This window comes from Bacillus sp. CDB3 (assembly GCF_002081505.1).
Taxonomy (GTDB): domain Bacteria; phylum Bacillota; class Bacilli; order Bacillales; family Bacillaceae_G; genus Bacillus_A; species Bacillus_A cereus_AT.
The window spans coordinates 21,616-40,130 of sequence record NZ_ALBR01000022.1 but is presented as its reverse complement, the minus strand read 5'-3'; the positions used below and the strand labels follow the sequence as shown (position 1 = coordinate 40,130).

Genomic DNA, 18,515 nt, shown 5'->3' with positions numbered 1-18,515 from the left:
GAATTGCAGTCAAAATATTATCTCTTCCCCTTTAACTCTCTCAGGCTGATTTTTCTCAACGTCTGAACCTACTTACGTACCAACTGCGTAACCAGTAAGAATACCAATAATTATAGCAATAACTAAGAAGCATGTGATTTAAATCCATTTTCCCACATATATTTTTCCGGAAAGTTTAGTTTCCATAGAGAACCGAACCGATGGTGCACTTATCCTAACTGACGTTTAAATGCTTTAACAGCGAAGAAGTAAGCGATAACCATAATGCCCACACACCAAGCAAGTGCAATCCAAATATCGTTGCCAACAGACCCTTCATATAAGAGGGCACGAATCGCATTCACGATTGAAGTCACAGGCTGGTTCTCAGCGAATGCACGAACAATTTTTGGCATAGTTTCAGTAGGAACAAAGGCCGAACTAATAAAGGGCAGAAAAATTAGTGGGTACGAATAGGCTGTCGCCCCTTCCATAGACTTCGCCGTCAACCCGGGAATGACAGCCAACCAAGTCAGCGCCAGCGTAAACATCCCGAGTATTCCAGCTACCGCAAGCCAATCGAGAATATTAGCGCTGGAACGGAATCCCATTAAGAGCGCAACAAGGATAACCACCACGATAGTAAGCGCATTAGCAACAAGTGATGTTAATACGTGAGCCCATAATACCGACGAGCGCTTGATGGGCATCGTAATGAAACGTGCCATCAGTCCGCTCTTTACATCCGTAAACAACCGCACGGATGTGTAAGCGACACCGGATGCGATAGCCATCAGCAAGATTCCCGGCAATAAATAATTGACGTAGTTATCCGTTCCTGTCTTTATGGCACCGCCAAATACATAAACAAACAACAGCATCATCATAATCGGTGTAATCGCTACCGTAATAATCGTATCCGGACTGCGCATGATGTTGCGCATTAAGCGCCCTAGTAATACCCCTGTTTTGCTTTTCATTTACATCTCCTCCTTTTTGCCGATGATCGCAAGGAAAATTTCTTCCAATGTCGGCTGCTTCTCGATATACTCCACTTTTGCTGGTGGGAACATCTCTTTAAGTTCTGCAAGAGTACCAGTTGTGATAATTTTTCCGCCATGCAAGATAGCAATACGGTCAGCCAGTTGTTCTGCTTCCTCCAAGTACTGAGTCGTCAGCAAGATCGTTGTGCCGCCGCCGGCAAGTTCCTTGACTGTATCCCACACTTCAATCCGCGCTTCAGGGTCAAGTCCTGTCGTTGGTTCGTCGAGAAAAATGACTGCTGGTGTCCCGATCAAGCTCATGGCGATATCAAGCCGGCGCTTCATCCCTCCCGAATACTGGTCTGCCCTCTGGTTGGCTGCATCGGTCAGACTAAATCTTGCAAGCAAATTATCGGCAACTTGAGCGGGACTAGAAACTCCACGCAACTTGGCGATCATTATCAAGTTTTCTCTCCCAGAGAGCATACCGTCTAAAGCTGCGAACTGTCCTGTCAGACTGATGCTTTGACGGACATGATCCGGTTGATGCTGGACGTCAAAACCGCAAATACCTACTTCACCACCATCTTGCTTCATCAGCGTCGAAAGGATATTGACCGTCGTCGTCTTGCCCGCTCCATTTGAGCCCAGCAGCGCGAAGATTTCGCCACGCTGCACCTCAAAATCCACCCCTTTTAAAACTTCCTTGTCTTTAAAAGATTTTTTTAACCCTTTTACAGAAATCGCTGCATTGCTCATACTTTTTCCCCCTTATTAAAATAATTTGCAAAGATAAAATACTTACGACCTCTATTTAGTACCACTGATAATCTGTATTACTTAGTAGCGGTTTAAAAATATAACTGAATAGCGATGGCGGCAATTCACATTTATAACCAGCTAATCAGTCGGTATTATCTATTGCATTTATTTTTTTCTCAATTGCTTCATGATACTTTCATTCAAATCTTCACGATACTTGGAGACATACGTTTTAGCATTTGCTACGAGTTCGTCAGCAAACGATGCTACGTCCTCCCCAGTAATGTCAAGCACTTGTCTGCCTTCCGCTGCACCGGCTTCAAACAAATCGATTAATTCATACTGTATGTGCAGCATATCCATTCCATTACCCGCTGAGAAATTCCACATGTAGTTTTGAATTTTCTTAAACACAAACTGATAGTCCTCTGGCAGTGCTCCAACACGTGCCATCATCATTTTGTACTCTTTTTTATCACCAATTAATTTTTTGAACATTTCCAACATCTTATTTTCCTCCTTTTTTATAAAGCAGAACAAGAAACTCTTCAAATATGAGCCGGAACATTTTATATTATGAGGCTAGTTTGACTTCAATACGTTAATTTTTGAAGATACAAAATCCCATTTTTCCCAAAACAATTCAAGCTCCTGACGGCCATCCTCATTTAGTGAATAAAACTTACGAGGCGGTCCCATATCTGATGGTTTCTTTTCAATATTCACAAGCTTTTTCTTTTCTAATCGTACGAGGATGGTATAAACTGTCCCTTCCACGACTTCGGTAAACCCAAGATCATTCAGGTGGCGGGTAATCTCATATCCATACGTTTCACGACGGCTGATGATTTCCAGCACACACCCTTCCAGTGAACCTTTCAGCATTTCAGTTAAATTTTCCATGTTCTGATCCTCCTTTACCCCCTATTCTGTCTGACTTATATTCAGTATCACAGAGTACTAAGGCGATTTTTTACTGAATAGCTTTTGAGTAAAACCACACTATTCAGTATTACTTATTACAACTACATTGTATGACTAAGTAGCGGTAGATGTCAACTCATTTTCAAAATTTTTCTAAAATCCGCTATTACCTATAGTTTACTGAAAATATTTTGAGAAACAACACTACTCAGTATCACCTATTACAAGTACATTGTATGACTGAGTAGCTGTAAATGTCAACTTGATTTTTTATATTTTTCTAAAATCAACTATTACCTATTAGATACAGGCGATTTTCTTTTTGAAGAAATTTCGCCACATACCTATCCCGTTAAGAAAAGAAAATACCCCAAAACAAAAATGTAGAATTTTTATTTTGGGGCGCTATACTATACCGAAGTTAATGAATACGGCTAGCTCTTCTTATTAATAAGACAGATTATCCTTTTGTTACGATAACATCATAGCCATGTCTTCTGCTGCAGTTGTAATCAGTTTTAAACCGAATGTTTCTTGTAATACATCAAGCACACCAGGCGAAATAAATTCAGGAGCCTTTGGACCGATGCGAATATCTTGAATACCAAGACTAAATAGCCCAAGTAAAATCGCAACCGCTTTTTGTTCAAACCATGATAGCACAATACTAACTGGCAATTCATTCACTTCACATTGAAAAGCATCTGCTAAAGCGGCCGCTATTTTCACTGTAGAAATGGAATTATTACATTGCCCTAAATCAATGTAACGCGGAATCTCCGTACCAGGTACCACACCGTAATCCACATCATTAAAGCGGAATTTCCCGCAAGAAGTTGTTAAAATAACTGTTTCTGGCGGAAGTGACGTTGCTAATTCACGATAATATTCTCCGCCTTTTCCTGGGGCATCGCAACCTGCGATAACAAAGAAACGCTTTATTTTCCCTTCCTTTACTGCCTCAATAATTTCTGGAGCTAATGATAATACTGTATTTTAATCCCCAATCAGATAATAGACGATAAAAAGTTAAAAACGTTCATATAACAAGCTCTGCATTTCATCTGCAATTTTTCTTTATCGATTAAAAACGTTATCAAAAGAAAAGTTTGTGGGCGAAATGTGGGCGGAAATAACAAATACAACAAAAGAGCACAGCGTGTATATATCGTGCGCCAACACTTTATATACCGTCCACCTGACACAACCAGGTAAACACTTGCCATACTCTCATGAGTTATTGTACATCATGAAGGGTTTCTTAAGCAACGTTTACCACATTGGTGACGTTGCTTTTTTGTTTTAACAAAGGAGCCGAATAATGAAAATTCGTATCGATGTTATAGCAAGTGAAGAATCTTATAACAACCTTTCTACGTTTAAAGAAGTAGAAGAACTAAATAAAACTGTACGTACATACCGTGACGCTATCCGTATGTCTATTAAACGTACTGACGTACAATCTAAACTAATTGCATTACTTGAAATTTTAAAACGCCACAGCTGCAAATATGTAGGTGTTAGTTTCCTATGCAAAAATAGAATAGCTACAAAAATGGAAGTTTCATATAAAACTGTACAACGTTTAATGAGGAAACTTGTGGATTTAGAGATGATTAAACAGGTAGCAATGAAGCGTACAAAGGATATGTTACAAACTTCTAACGCTATTATCATTCAACCAATTGTGGAAGAAGTGTCCAACAAGGTAGATACAAAAAGTCCTACAAAGTGTCCTACCATTAAAACAACCCCTGTTTCTTTAAAACAAAATATAAAAGATAAAAACAAACGTAATAGTAATGAGAATAGTACTACACCTGAGGAAAACATTAAAGAAGCTGATTTCGTAGCTCACTGGGTACCAGAACGTTTTATTTCCTTAGTTCGCTCTTTTTACAGTGAATCTAGAACAATTCAAGAACTGTGGAAGGTCGTAAGACAGTGCAATAAAGTTACAAACTTCTCTACAGGTGATAAAGCATTTATTAAAGAACAAGAGCTTACTATTGGCTTAAATGCTATTAAAGAATTTGTTATGAAAATTAAAGCCGGCACAAAAATGAATAAGGGCAAATTTGCTTATTTCAACGGGATTGTAAATAACTTAATGGACAAGTTTTACTTTGATGGGGATTTTATGACCAAATAAAAAAACACCCAGCTTAATTAACTAGGCGTTTCGATTTTTAAAATATCCATAAACTGAACTTTATGTATCATATTAGGTCCATCACTCACTACAATTCTACCCATTTGTTGTTCAAGTTTAACGATTTTCCCTTTGATAATATCTGGTTCTTTATATTTTCTATACACCGTAAACACTAATTCTGTATCATCTTGTACTGCCAATTGAATCAATTCAGCAGCCTCTTGTTGTTCGAATTCATCCATACATGGTCTAGGTTCTTTTTTTGAAGCACTTTTCTTCTTTGGTGGTTTTGGAATTGCTGTTGACATGTAGCATCACCTCATTATGTATTTTTAAGCATATTGATAGTTATTTCTCACTTTATCAACCGATAGTATGTTAGCTAATTTCAACGTTCTAACTTGTTGCTTTTGCATGCAATACACTAATATACGATCTTCATATATCTTTCTAATAATTACAGTTCTCTGAGACAAATCTCCTGAACCGTTTAAATAAATTAATTCAATTGGTATTTTTTGATTGAACGAATAGTTAAGTAAATGATTCATTTGACAGCCTCCACAAGAACGTTTGTTTGTACATAAATAATAGAACGATTGTTCTGTTTTGTCAATGAATTACAAACTAACATTTACAGTTTTTGTATGAAATTGGTATGATTTACTTAATTTAAAGGGGACGATTATATGAAGGTTGTTTGTTCGATCGATATTTAGGGGATTTCGTTTGTTGAGTAAAATCATTAATCCAATATTAAAGGCATTGTCCAAAAGTAAATTCTAATTACATAGAAATACAAAAAAAAACGACTCATATCATAAGAGTCGGATTTTTTTTACTTCACGTGCATATAGGAACCATTAATATCTACATGTTGAAGTTTTTCGCAAAGGTGGCTTCCAATAATGCTACATGTTTTTATCGAAACGTACATTTGATGAATACCTGTTTTTAAAACAAGCCTCTTTTAAAAACTTTATTTTTTTCTCCAGTTATAATCTGAAAGAATGATATCATCCAAGGTATATTTAGGCTCCCACCTCAGCTTATTTCTTACTTTTGTACAATCAGCTAAGACACTTGCAGGATCTCCTTCGCGTCGGCCGACATAAATGAAATTCAATTTTGTATTAGTCACTTTCTCAACAGCTTTGGCAATCTCTGTAACTGAAAAGCCTTTTTCTGTACCGATATTAAATAAATCTGAAGGATGTCCATCAAAAAGGTAATCCATCCCCATAACATGTGCTCTAGCTAAATCTAAAACGTGAATATAATCCCTGATACATGTCCCATCCTCTGTATCATAGTCTTGACCAAAAATTTGTAAAACATCATTTTCACCTAAAATAGTTTTATTTGCATTAGGAATAATATGTGTAGGATTTTTAACTCTTAAACCATTTGAAGCATCTAATGACGCACCAGCCACATTGAAGTATCTAAAAATAACATACCTCATGTTATTTCGAAAAGCTGTCCAATGGATTAATCTTTCACCTGCATATTTAGTTTCTGCATAAGGATTGATGGCTGCAACTGACGTTTCTTCAGTAGCTTTACTATCAAAACAATTATTTCCATATACGGATGCAGTAGATGAAAACATAATTTTATCAACCTTATATTTTACCAATATTTCTAGTACGTTCCCTAAGCCTGTAACATTAGCTTCATAATATTCTAACGGTTTTTCCATGCTTTCTCCCACAATAATTTTACCTGCACAATGTAAAACTGCGTCAATCGTTTCATTTTGAAATATTTGAGAAAACTCTTCTTGATTGGTTACATCTAATTCATAAAATTTTGCTCTAGAATCAATTGCAGCCTTGCTCCCTGAACTCAAATCATCTGCAACAACTACATTATAACCATGATCTATCAATTCTGTTACTGTATGGGAACCTATATATCCAGCTCCACCTGTTACTAAAATATTTTTCACAATTTTTATCTCCTTATATTTACATGTTCAATCCGCCATCAACAGTCAAAACTTGTCCTGTTATATAATCACTTTTTGTAGATGCCAAAAAGGTGACCATTTCCGCGACATCTTTTTGGGATCCGAACCTATTTAAAGGTATTCGCTTTAAGTATTCTTTACGAATATTTTCTGGTAAACTATCTGTCATATCACTAACAATGAAACCTGGAGCAACAGCATTTACCTGAATGTTTTTTTTGCCTAACTCTTTAGCTAATGCCTTAGTAAAACCGATCATACCAGCCTTTGAAGCTGAATAATTGGTTTGTCCTGCATTTCCTGATAATCCTGAAACAGAACTAATATTTATAATTTTACCCTGCCTCTGTTTAATCATCACTTTCGCCGCTAATTTGGACGTTATAAAGACACTCGTTAAATTGGTGTTAATAACCAAATCAAAATCCGATTTGTTCATTCTTACAATCAAATTATCTTTAGTTATGCCAGCATTATTCACTAGTATATCTAATCTTTTATATTTTTCAATAATATTGCTTATAAGTTCGATAACTTCTAGTTCATCACATAAATTAGCTTTCATGCAAACTACATTTCCTGTATAGTTAAGAGCATTTATATCTTTTTGTAGTGACATCGCTGGTCCTTCGCTCTGAAAATAATGTAAAACAACCAAATATCCATCTTCCGCTAATTTTTCAACAACACTTGAACCAATCCCTTTTGATCCACCTGTAACTAAAGCTACTTTTTGCATTTGTAATCTCCTATCGCACTAAATAAATTGTTAATTGTATTACTGATTAAGTCATTAACACTTGGCAAATTTCTGATATCAATTAAAGCATTTTGTAAAAGTTCAACACTCTCTTCTTGAGTTAATGTCACATCACGTTCAATTGCAGCCTTTACATCACAAATTAATTCCAATACATCAATTAAATCTATTGAAAAATCAGTTTTGCATTGTACTGCATTAAAATGGTGTCGGTTTTGCGAATGAATTTCAATAGCTTGACACAATTTAGTATTTAAAAGTTCCTTATATTCTTTTGAATGAAAATCCTTTTTTCTTAAATCGTCATTGTATTGATCATATGAATAAAAAATGATATCATTCGTTATCTTATCGTTATCATGATACAATTGTCGTATATAAAGTTCATCTATACACTTCTTTATATTATTACTTACTTTTACTTTATGAGTAATTATATCTTTCCGGTAGTTGCTCATTACCCCACACCTTTATCATTTCATTAATAGGATCAAAATAAGAATATCGATCTCCTATTAAAATACCATCGAACCCTATGTTTTTAGCCATTTGAGCTTCTTCTAATCCAACACAGCCACCAAACAGACATTGATATTCAAAATTAAAGTTATGATGTTTTAACTCATTCATACATCGCTTAATTTCTTTAAAAATACACATAATTTCATACTCATTGTAACATTTAGTGCCTTTAATTGTAGATTCTATATATTCATATGCAATAATTACCTTTTTATTTTCTAGAAATACGTCCTTAAGGATACTGTTCAATTCCTCAACAATTTCCTTAGGGTTATTGGTAATACCAATACAAAGTATAGGAACAATATTATGATCCAAAGCATTTTCTAATCTTTGCTTTATAATGGAAATATCCTCATTCAATGCTTTACGTCTTTCTAAATGACCCACCATTGTATAGTTTATCCCTAATTTTTTTAAAACATTAGGAGAAATTTCTCCTACTATTCTTTTTTTATAGAGATATTTTGACTTATAATTTCAGCTGAACCCTTGTTATTTTTGATAGGTAAAGTAGGGGCAATCAAGATGGTATGTTTGGATCCATATGCCGGAACTTGTTCACAAAACTTTTCTTGTACGTCGATATCCATTTTGCTTTTCAAATTAATAACACACAACATTATAATTCCACCTTAATGTATTCAATTAATTGATTTTCAAACTCTTTATACTGAGGATCTTTAACTACATTATGGAATGAAATTGACTTACGTTTAGTAAATCCACAGAATTGCATCGTTTTATGGATTGGAAGAAGTACATCGTCTACATCTTTATTGCTAAAAAATTCTCCCTCTGTTTTAAATGCATGCTTAGGTGCATTCCAAGTTGTAGATAAAATGTAGCTTTTCCCTTTCATTAACCCACCAGCACCATATTTATCCGCAAAACTATAAAATTGATTATATTCAAATACTTCATCCATATATAACTTTAGTTTACCTGGTACAGAGAACCAATAAATAGGGAATTGATAAATAATCAGATCTGCCCATAAAAATTTATTTCTTTCCTCCATAATATTGTAATTCATAATACTACTTAATTGAATATTATGCTTATGTCTTAAATGATTTAAGTATACGTTGACTAATGAAAAATTCAATTCACCTTTGCTAAATTCATGTTCTTGATAACCATTAATTATTAATATATTCATTATCCAATACCTCGCTTATTTTGATATTTAAAAATTGTACAACAGGAGACAAATCAAAATTACCATGTACGCACAAAAATTAAAACCTCAAAAAAGTCCACAGACAAAGGTAATTTCAAATAAAGCAACGTACGAATCATTGTAAAATCAAGCATTTACAATGATTTATGTTTCCTTAATTTACCGTTGTATATATTTACCTGTTGAATTCAATTTAATAAGCATACATACTTCAATCAAATCTAATTAAAACTCACAATTACTATGAAAATTATATTTCCTGTTAAAATCTCAATAGATTGGAGAGTTTCAAATTGAATACTATGAAAAATTTCTTAAGAAATCCATTCATTAAATACCCCTTATCTCTCATTGTAGGTGCAGGCTTAATAAAAGTAGGATATGACTTAGCGTACTTTATAATGAGCTTTAAATAACGGACCTGTAAAATCAAAACACCTCCGAATTTATATTCTAAATTATTCTCCAAAAGTAAATTTATAGAAATAAAAAAAGCCATCATTTGATGGCTCTTATTTTTATTTCACATACACATAGGTTTCATTTGCAGTTACATAGTATGTCTACCCTTAGGGTTATTTCAACCTAAATATAAATATGTACTTACGCTAATTCCTATTTTTATGTTAAGTGTCATATTTGAAATTTGGTTACATACACTAAAAGTGTACATTCGTTTTCTTTGACATATGATGTTTCCAACCGCAAAACAGCGTACTCCCTAGTCCAGAGTGCGCTGTTTTGTTTTCACTTCACATACACATAGGCTTCATTTGCTTATAGTATGTTTTACTTTCCAAATTTTATATATTCACCTGAAACCCATTGGTCACCACCAACCATCTTTATATCCCCATGATTGATACTTTTCGCCTTGGCACACATTTTTTACAATACCGTGATTTGTTCCTGGACCAGTACGAACCCGTAATACATCCGCTGTAACGGTAACTACCCCTACACCATCATTTGAAGGGCGCGAAGTTGTGGATGATTGTCCATCCGCTTCGAAACATAACCATTCTGAGTTTTCGTAAACCCACTGATCGCCACCTAAATTAAGCCATCCGCCAGAACGTCCCCATACTTTATAATTTTCAGGTGCATTTAACTTTCTAATTGAATCATATTGAGTACCTGGCCCTTTACGTAAATTCACGTTTTTACCAGTAATATAAACAATACCTGTCCCACTTGTAATTGATGGTTGTGGAATCTGTGGCGTTTCCGGAACTTGAACTGTTTCACCAGAACCAGAAACTAATTGTTGTTTAAACCATTGTACACGCCCTTCATTAATCATTCTATGAGGACAATACTTTCCGTTTCTTTCTTGGTGTGTTTTAACTTTAGAAATTGGAATATTGAACATATCCATTAACTGACGAATTACTTGAATTGCATTCAATTCAGCTTTACGATATCTTTCTCCACCGGACATAGAATAGCAAATCTCTACCCCGATACTATGGCGATTACCTGGTCCATTGCCGTCACCTGCATGCCAACCGTTTTTATTAAACGGAAGTAACTGAATAGCCTCTTTATCATCTACTACTATATGGAACGAAGTGCCTGTACTATTATTAGCAACATTGTTACGTTCGTTTAATGCTGTAGCATCATTATAAGTATTATGGAAGGTAATTTCCGTTGGGTTCATTGCATTCGGGCATAAAACTGAATAACGACTTTCTGGTACTAACATTTTTTTGATTTCCATTACTGAACATCTCCTTCAAATAGTTTTTGTTTGATTTCTGTTACATCTTTAGAAATAGATCCAAAGGCTTTTGCTTGCTCTTCAATAACCTCTTGGTTCTTTTGAATGACTGCTTGGTACTGTACTTCACGCTGTTCATTCTTTTTTTGCGTAGTAAAAAGCATCCACACAAATAACCCTGCGAATGCTCCTTGCTGAATGACTGAATTGAAAATTGCATCTTCCACTGTTCTCATCCCCTTTCAAAATAAAAAGAGAAACACATTATGTGCCCCTCTTAATCTATAAAAGCCGTATTTTGTTCAGTTTTAAACAGTAGTTCCAGAAGCGTCTACCCAAGTACTCGGGGTAGTTTTAAGCCATATTGCTTTACCTAAAGTTGTATCGAAATACATGTAGCCGACATAAGCACTATTTGGTCTTTGAGCTGTCGTTCCTGTACCTCCACCTACTCTTAACCATTCTGTCCATGCACTACCATTCCATCGTCTGATATACTTTGTCGTTTGAGAAGCATTAGGTGTAAATTCTTGATAACCAGAACTAGGATATAATTTATTTGTGAATAACATCCCACCAAACTCTACAGGGAATCCTGTTGTACCACTTGAACCGATTTGAGTGTAGGAAACCTTTCCGCTTGGTATTACATTGTCGCTCATTAAAGTATTTACAGTTAATGCATCGATACCTAAATACTCCATACGATTAATCAATTCCCAAGCAGACCATACACCACTACTATTAATATATCTTTGGTACACGTCATTACTTTGATGAACTTTATATTCTTGACGTGCCCAAGCATCACTGAATCTGTAAGTAGTTAAAGTTCCTGATTTGTTGTTTGGGAATCCATTCGACCCTGTTGCATTAATAATTGTTACCGTTACTTCTCCTGCTGGGAAGTCTGTAATTAATGATGAATTAGTGTACGCATTCGTGCCGGATGTATTGAATTTAATCGATGCGTTTTTCCAAGCGCTCCATGCTGTGGTGTGTCTATCCCAATAACGAATATACTTGTCGTTTGATGCAATTGGATACCATTCTTGATATGTCCAAGGAAAACTTTTTTCAGTACCATACAAATGTGTTATAACGACTCCACCTGATCCAGTAGGAAATCCTGCGGTGTTTGTTGTCCCGATTGTTGTTATTGTCGATTTATTGATAGGAAAATCAGTTGGAACGCTATTATTGGTGATTCCGCTGCGATACACGACTTGAGGACTATCGTTACCATAAGTAACTCCATCACAATCGATAACAAAAGTATTCGGCTTTCCTTTTTCATAACTATCGCCAATTTCAACGATATTACCCATAGCGTTTAAGCCTTCAGTAACACTAACAATCTCAACACCTTTTAATCTTGCATACTCGACAATTTGTCTAACAACGTTAATATCAAAGTCTGGATAATGACAATGCATTCCGAAAATAACCCAACCGTTATTCGCAATTGCTTCATCTATCTTTTGTTTTGCTAAATCAATCCCATAATCCACGTATACTCTATCTAATGCGAACGTTTTTAATGCAGGATAATTAATTTTATGAGTGGTATCATCGATATTTACAGCAGCTCTAAATAGTTTCTGTGATGTATTTCTAACAGCTTCATTCATGTCACCGTAAGGGTATACTAAAATATCATCTGCATACCCTCTAGCTCTGAGCCATTTTTTACTTTGTTTTAAATTATTATATCTTTCAGTCTCTGACAATTTCGTTAGATACGCATGATCATGTGTATGTGAAGTTATTTCAAGCAATCCAGAATCGTGCATTTCTTTTAATTGTGCTTCAGTCACCTGATTTTGACTAGTACCAACGGTTCCAGTTATTACACAAGATGTCAGTTTAAATTTCAATTCTTTCATTAGTTCGTACAACAATGTGTAAACTTTTATGTTCCCATCATCATCAATAAAAGAAATAAGCGGTCTTCGATTTGTTTTCTTAGCAACACCAATATTCAGTCGATCCTTAGCCTCAACAACATTTCCAGATAAAATCCCAATTTGGTCAATTGCTGTATCAGCCTTCGCACCTGCTGCAATGATTCCGTCAATATCTTTGCCCTCAAGTTTTTTTCCTGCTGCAATAGCTTGTTCGATAATCGGAAATTGATCTGTAGATTCAATCGCTTCATCACCAGAGAATGATTTTTTAACATAAAATCCAAACGGTTCTGCATCTAGCTTCCCATCGGGTTCTATAATACGAACCTGTCCTAAAACATTTCCTGCTGCTGCTAATGTTTGTGTTTTTAAAATAATTTGGTACTTGCCCTTCATTGCATTAATAGGCTGACAATCTTCTTGAAACACCGTCTTTCCATCTGGTTTTTTAAATGTAATACGAACCGCTTTTGCCTTGCTTAAATCTAATTCCTGTCCTTGATTTGTTAAATTTAATATTAATTTAGCTGAATTCTCGTCACCTTGTGAAAATCGGATATTTGGTATAGATACATCATTTACTAAATCTACTGTAATTTCACGTGTTTTGAATGTCATAAAATCACTCCTTTATGCAAAATAAAAAAGACCAGCTTATATTTGCCGCTCTCATTTCTCATTTATTAATTTTTGGACTAACGTTTCTAATGCTTCTATTTTGTTGTTCATTTGTTCCATTTCTGATTTATATTTGTTCTCCATCTTTTGCATAGCTGCAACAGTAATAGATAATGTACCGTATAAATTAATTGCTTTGCCATCTTCTGATTTGAAAACCTCGTCTGTATCTTCGGCTTTAAAGCCATAGTGCAGTGGGATTTCGTTTGTTGTTAACGGTGGTGCTCCTTCTTCTTTTTCTTCTCTCATCTGATACAGTTTTTCTACGTCAGTTTTTAAGTTATAACTCTTCGTTTGCAAAGACATAATTTTTTCTAAAGGATCAAATGATAAATCTCTTATATTTGCTTTAATTTCTTCAGTAGATTTATTGTAAAAATTCCCGTTAACAGTTAGATTCCTACATTCTACATCCCTAAACTCGCTACCATCAATGTTCTTAATTTGAAGCAAACCTTGATACCCAGAAACGTGAGAAGACCTCATTAGAACATAAGCAAGCCTAAAATCAGCATTCATATCATCGTCTTTTATACGGGGTGCATTTTGGTCATTAGGTTTGTTAGTTTTTGAAAAAATCCAGTTCCCGTTACCAGATTCGATATATACTTCTTTGTTAGCCTTTACCCATGCGTAACTAGCCGCACTTACATACACACGACCACCATAAGTTCCAGCAAGACCTTCTGTTCCTATATAAACATCATTTTTAGACTGTAAATTAAGCCTTCCATCAGCACTTATATTCATATGTCCGCCATCACGATAGAATGTAATTTGTGAACTTCTAGAAAATTCATTTGTAGTAGGGTTATAGTATGCAACCATACCTAGAGTTGCATATGATGTGTCGAAATCCTCTACTCCATTTACCCTTGGAGTTACTTGTGTAAGTGCAAATGAACCGTTCATTGACCCTTGCGCACTGTCTCGCCCTAAAATAAAAGTTGGCTGGAGTCCTCCGTCTGTTGATCTATCATAAAAACCTAAAAATCCACGTATTTCATTTTTATCATATAGACGTATGTTTTGTTTATTAATTTGTATATATCTTTGTTCGGAACCCCCCGTAGTCTTTAAAGTCACTCCTTCTAAAACTTGTCCTTTGATATGTTCGGCTGTTACGTAACCCTTTAAATTAATTCTACCTGCCTGGATTAGAATTTCTTCTGCCGATTGATTAATTTGGGATATAACATCGCCTTTTTTAACTCTAGAGTTAATATTTTGGTTTGTTAAATTAATAGCCGCTTCCATATCGACTACATAAGCGAATGTGTTATCAGCATCCTTTTTCGAATAAACTTCTGTCGCCTTCGCTCGTAGGTCTATTTCTCCTGTATTCTGATTGATTTGTGTCCACATATTTTTTGTTGCAGTATCGAACTCACTCTTAGCCATCTTATCGGCGACCAGGTCCACCAATTCTTTATAGTTGGTAATGTCTTTCGGATTTGGCATGTATACAGAAGCTTCTTTCCCTTGCTGTAGCTGTGGTTGAGATATCCACACTTTACCGTTACGACGTACAAATATATCACCTTGTAAACGTGTTATAGCAACATCAGGGGCTTTAATTGTTACGCTAACTAACACCCATGATCCGTCAACTAACAAATCTTTTATTTCAGTTTGCGCGTAACCCAATGCGGTTGAGCCATTAAAGAATTGAAGCTTAACGCACGCTCCTTGGTCTAATAAGCTTTTATCTACTACATAAACCCATGCAGACAACACGTAGTCACCACTATTTTGTGACGCTCCAACACTTTGAATAATACCAGTCAAACTATTTGTTGCAATCCCTGTATTTACAATTCTTACTGAGTTATAACCGTCGTGGCGTCTGTCTGTTACTGGTGTAACTGTAGCACCTGACACAACTCCTGTTATTGTCCACTTATCGGTACTAGCAACCTCATTTGTTACATTACCATTAGCATCAACTGTTTTTTTCTTAAACTCTGTGTTGAAAAATTGATTTGTACTACCAAGTGCTCCTACATAATCTTTCATTTGAATCTCACTGATTTTAGAACGTAACGAGTCGTTAGTACGTTCAAGTTCATTCTTTACTTCTTCCACATCTGGAACAACTGATTCCCACTCTGTACCTGTCCATATTTTTAAAATACCAGGCTTGCCATTACTAACATCACGCCATAATGTTTTGTTTGGTTTAAGACCTGTTGTTGGTGGATTTTTAGCTTCGATAATATCCACCATGTTATTTTCTATGTTCTCTTTTAATTGCTCTGATATATCCTTAGCGGCTTGTGACTCTTTAACAGCTTGTTGAGATTCTTTCTTTGCTTCTTCAGATAACTTTTCTAGTTGTTCTAATAATTCCTTATTGGCTTTATTTCCTAAAGAAGCAAGAATTTTATTGTAAAGCTTACGCAATTCTTCATTAGGATCAATAATCTCCCGATAGTCACCAAATACATACTTATCTTGTGTAGGGTCGGTAAAAGATTCATCACCCGCGATAACGCGTGCTTCAAGATATAATTTAGGCGTAAAACCTGTATCTTTAATTTTGATTGTATCGCCTTCATTAATAAGCTCATGAGCTAGTCCGAATACCCGACCAATACTTTGTGCATTTACTTCATAAGAAACAGAAGTATTCACACGTTTTGCTAACTCTGTTTTCATAAGAGTCAACAATCGTTCTGGTGTTATATCTTCTTCTGTTTCTGGAGTGTAAAATCCAAATTTATGTTTACCTTTTTCATTCCAACGTTGAAAAGCATCGCTATCCACAATATATGGCATACCTTTGTTTATATCTGTGATAGTGAGAACTTCTCCACCTTCTTTTTTGATAAAGCCAATTAAAGCTGTACAAATGTTTTGCGAATTTTCAATACGTTTAATTCCAACTAAATCTTTACCTAACGAGACTTCCTTACCTGTTTCTCTTCCTCTTTTTTTTACCATATCTACATACCAACCTGTAATTTGAGAACCAACCACTTCAACCTGGTATATAATTTCTAGTTCAAATAGGGAAGCGATCTTTTTTAAGAAACTCAATGGATCTATAAATTCGTCAATAGTCATAGAATGAAATCCAGCGTACTCCGTTTTACCACGCTTCCATTTTGTACCTACAAGAGCAATGTCCATAAATTCATTTACTGTCTTACCTTCAATTTTCTGTGGACGAATATAGTCATCTTTAGCAAGATTAATCCATGCACCTGATGCATAAGTAATTACGGATCTATCGTCAGGGTCTTTTTCTACTTCAGTGACTATATACGGAACAATACGCCCATCCCTTACTTCTTTTAATACTAGGTTTTGTTGCATAAGTGTGGATGCATATTTCGTGTTATCAAATACTTTAAACTCCAAAGTATCGATATTATTCTTGATTTCCCAATGCCGTTTATCATCCCAGTAATCTTTTGGTTGTATAGCTGAAACGATTTGACTAGTTTTGAAATCAATAACATGTAAGACTCCACTTGGTGTTCTCATCTAAACCGCTCCCTATATTTAACCTTTGCTGTTCCGATATCAGAAGGCATGATTTCTAGTGTATTAGTACCTTTATTAATGACAGGAAAATTACTGAAAATGTCCTTAATATTAATCGCATCCTTCCCTTCAATCGTTACATGACTATTTTCTGTATCAATTACAACTTTATCGCCAACATCTACTATATAAGGCGGTGTGTTTTTCGTATTTAAATTCACTTTCCAAAACTTCAAATCACTAACTGACATCGCTTCTACTGGCGGTACATCTTGCCATTGCATGATGCTAATCTGTATTTGAGCTGCTTTTTCCATATGATAGTTATTTTCATCAGTCCACCGCGCGAAACGTTCTGAATCATCTTTTTCTGTCCCAGGAAGAAATTTTGAAATATACGCTTCCCACACATTCCCCGTTCTAGCTATCCACAATCGACCGAAATATTGATTCCATGTATTCGGATAATCACCACTCTCATAAATCAGCCCTGTTTTCCCTGGTTTGTTATCATATCCGATAACCATCGTTCCAAAATTTTGTTCAGCTTGCCAATAGAGATCGTTCATAGCAATTTTTGAAAGTACCTTACTATTTTCATCGAGTATTGCTATCTCAACTCGTCCCATTTCATTGATTTTTTTACTCTTACAAGTAACGTAGGCTTGCATAATAAAATCTTGTACTGGACCACCAGGTATACTCTTTTTAACAGCTGCACCATGCCATCCTTTACCTGTTCCAGTACCGAAATCAGAACAATAAAATTGATATTTATCTGATTTCATTTCACCGACTGGCTCACCATCTTCCATTACACTGACTTTACTCCATCCGACTGTAGTAGCCATTTCATCCCATACTATACGCTGATTCCTTTCTACAGGCTTTTCCACAGTTTTTAGTGGCATACCGATACGAAAATAATCTCGATCACTTAAGGATCCCCCGCCAAACCATACATCTAAAAAAGTGTTTGGTTTCGTAATGTCAATCTCAATAATAGGATTAGAATGAACAGTTCCTTCGTTTTGAACATTTGCCGTTAACCCACGTGCACCTGATTGAAAATCTACTGTTCGAGTAGGTCCTAATTTATAAGGCATTGGACAAATAAATTTAAGAACACCTTGACCTAGCGTGACAAATTCATCTGGATCAAAACCATCATCAACAACAGCTAAATAAGTTCTATCTGGCTCTACATCAAAAATAAGCTCTGTTGGTTGTTCTGTAATAAGCCATTCCGCAATTTCTTCTTTCAATTTTTCTAAATCAGATCCATCAGGAACAATAATTCCGACTGGAATAGAAAGAACACGAATATCAGTCTCTGTATTTAGTAATCTAGCTCCTGGATAATTAGGAGCTTTTAATAAATTTCTCTTCAATGGTGCCCATGTCGGTCTTTTCCATCCTTTTTCTATTTGAACAAAGGTTTTTCGTTGATTGTTAAATGTAAAAGAACTCATGTTAAC

The 18,515-nt window shown here is 35.3% G+C and carries 17 protein-coding genes and 2 pseudogenes; 1 reads left to right on the top strand and 18 read right to left on the bottom strand.

Going from position 1 to position 18,515, the window contains the following annotated elements:
• Positions 1–209: 209 nt before the first annotated feature.
• The 5 genes and pseudogenes from CDB3_RS07515 to CDB3_RS07495 form a co-directional block, all read right to left on the bottom strand.
• Positions 210–959, bottom strand: coding sequence for an ABC transporter permease (locus tag CDB3_RS07515; protein ID WP_128853965.1), 750 nt, complete (start codon positions 957–959; stop codon positions 210–212).
• Entirely contained in the window at positions 960–1,721 is a 762-nt protein-coding gene (locus CDB3_RS07510; RefSeq protein ID WP_097832604.1) for an ABC transporter ATP-binding protein, read from the bottom strand. It abuts the gene before it with no gap.
• A gap of 168 nt (positions 1,722–1,889) precedes the next feature.
• The gene (locus CDB3_RS07505) at positions 1,890–2,231 is read right to left on the bottom strand and encodes a DUF1048 domain-containing protein (RefSeq protein WP_000891991.1); all 342 of its coding nucleotides are present in this window, start codon (positions 2,229–2,231) and stop codon (positions 1,890–1,892) included.
• A gap of 75 nt (positions 2,232–2,306) precedes the next feature.
• Positions 2,307–2,627, bottom strand: a complete 321-nt coding sequence (locus tag CDB3_RS07500; protein WP_000429485.1) for a PadR family transcriptional regulator — start codon at positions 2,625–2,627, stop codon at positions 2,307–2,309.
• 492 nt (positions 2,628–3,119) lie between these two features.
• Positions 3,120–3,644: pseudogene (locus CDB3_RS07495) on the bottom strand (anaerobic carbon-monoxide dehydrogenase catalytic subunit); the annotation flags it as partial.
• 325 nt (positions 3,645–3,969) lie between these two features.
• Between CDB3_RS07495 and CDB3_RS07490 the strand changes: the two are divergent.
• The gene (locus tag CDB3_RS07490; RefSeq protein WP_128853964.1) at positions 3,970–4,800 is read left to right on the top strand and encodes a helix-turn-helix domain-containing protein; all 831 of its coding nucleotides are present in this window, start codon (positions 3,970–3,972) and stop codon (positions 4,798–4,800) included.
• 17 nt (positions 4,801–4,817) lie between these two features.
• Here CDB3_RS07490 and CDB3_RS07485 read toward each other — a convergent pair whose 3' ends face one another.
• The 13 genes and pseudogenes from CDB3_RS07485 to CDB3_RS07425 all read right to left on the bottom strand — a co-directional run bounded on the left by CDB3_RS07485 (position 4,818) and on the right by CDB3_RS07425 (position 18,509).
• Positions 4,818–5,111, bottom strand: a complete 294-nt coding sequence (locus CDB3_RS07485) for a YolD-like family protein (RefSeq protein ID WP_128853963.1) — start codon at positions 5,109–5,111, stop codon at positions 4,818–4,820.
• 24 nt (positions 5,112–5,135) lie between these two features.
• A complete protein-coding gene (locus CDB3_RS07480) occupies positions 5,136–5,354 on the bottom strand; it encodes a hypothetical protein (protein ID WP_128853962.1) in 219 nt (72 codons plus the stop codon).
• 428 nt (positions 5,355–5,782) lie between these two features.
• Entirely contained in the window at positions 5,783–6,754 is a 972-nt protein-coding gene (gene galE / locus CDB3_RS07475) for a UDP-glucose 4-epimerase GalE (RefSeq protein ID WP_128853961.1), read from the bottom strand.
• Between the two features lie 19 nt (positions 6,755–6,773).
• Positions 6,774–7,514: a 3-oxoacyl-[acyl-carrier-protein] reductase gene (fabG, locus tag CDB3_RS07470; protein WP_128853960.1), complete on the bottom strand. Its 741-nt coding sequence runs from the start codon at positions 7,512–7,514 to the stop codon at positions 6,774–6,776.
• On the bottom strand, positions 7,502–7,993 hold the full coding sequence (locus tag CDB3_RS07465) for a DUF5662 family protein (protein ID WP_128853959.1): 492 nt from the start codon (positions 7,991–7,993) through the stop codon (positions 7,502–7,504). The genes fabG and CDB3_RS07465 overlap by 13 nt, the downstream gene beginning before the upstream one ends.
• A complete protein-coding gene (locus tag CDB3_RS07460) occupies positions 7,959–8,492 on the bottom strand; it encodes a triose-phosphate isomerase (protein WP_256869683.1) in 534 nt (177 codons plus the stop codon). The genes CDB3_RS07465 and CDB3_RS07460 overlap by 35 nt, the downstream gene beginning before the upstream one ends.
• Before the next feature lie 8 nt (positions 8,493–8,500).
• The gene (locus tag CDB3_RS07455) at positions 8,501–8,680 is read right to left on the bottom strand and encodes a hypothetical protein (RefSeq protein ID WP_128853957.1); all 180 of its coding nucleotides are present in this window, start codon (positions 8,678–8,680) and stop codon (positions 8,501–8,503) included.
• Complete coding sequence (locus tag CDB3_RS07450; protein ID WP_128853956.1) at positions 8,680–9,219, bottom strand: NAD(P)H-dependent oxidoreductase; 540 nt, start codon at positions 9,217–9,219, stop codon at positions 8,680–8,682. Before CDB3_RS07450 ends, CDB3_RS07455 begins: the two co-directional genes overlap by 1 nt.
• An 810-nt stretch (positions 9,220–10,029) precedes the next feature.
• Positions 10,030–10,963: pseudogene (locus CDB3_RS07445) on the bottom strand (N-acetylmuramoyl-L-alanine amidase).
• Positions 10,963–11,190 carry a BhlA/UviB family holin-like peptide gene (locus CDB3_RS07440; protein WP_236735545.1) on the bottom strand — a complete coding sequence of 76 codons (228 nt, stop codon included), beginning with the start codon at positions 11,188–11,190 and terminating at the stop codon, positions 10,963–10,965. Before CDB3_RS07440 ends, CDB3_RS07445 begins: the two are co-directional and overlap by 1 nt.
• An 81-nt stretch (positions 11,191–11,271) precedes the next feature.
• Positions 11,272–13,488 (bottom strand): BppU family phage baseplate upper protein, encoded by a 2,217-nt coding sequence (locus CDB3_RS31590; RefSeq protein WP_179139676.1) that lies wholly within the window; start codon positions 13,486–13,488, stop codon positions 11,272–11,274.
• 51 nt (positions 13,489–13,539) lie between these two features.
• Entirely contained in the window at positions 13,540–17,037 is a 3,498-nt protein-coding gene (locus CDB3_RS07430; RefSeq protein ID WP_128853954.1) for a phage tail spike protein, read from the bottom strand.
• Entirely contained in the window at positions 17,034–18,509 is a 1,476-nt protein-coding gene (locus CDB3_RS07425; protein WP_128853953.1) for a distal tail protein Dit, read from the bottom strand. Before CDB3_RS07425 ends, CDB3_RS07430 begins: the two co-directional genes overlap by 4 nt.
• Positions 18,510–18,515: the final 6 nt, after the last annotated feature.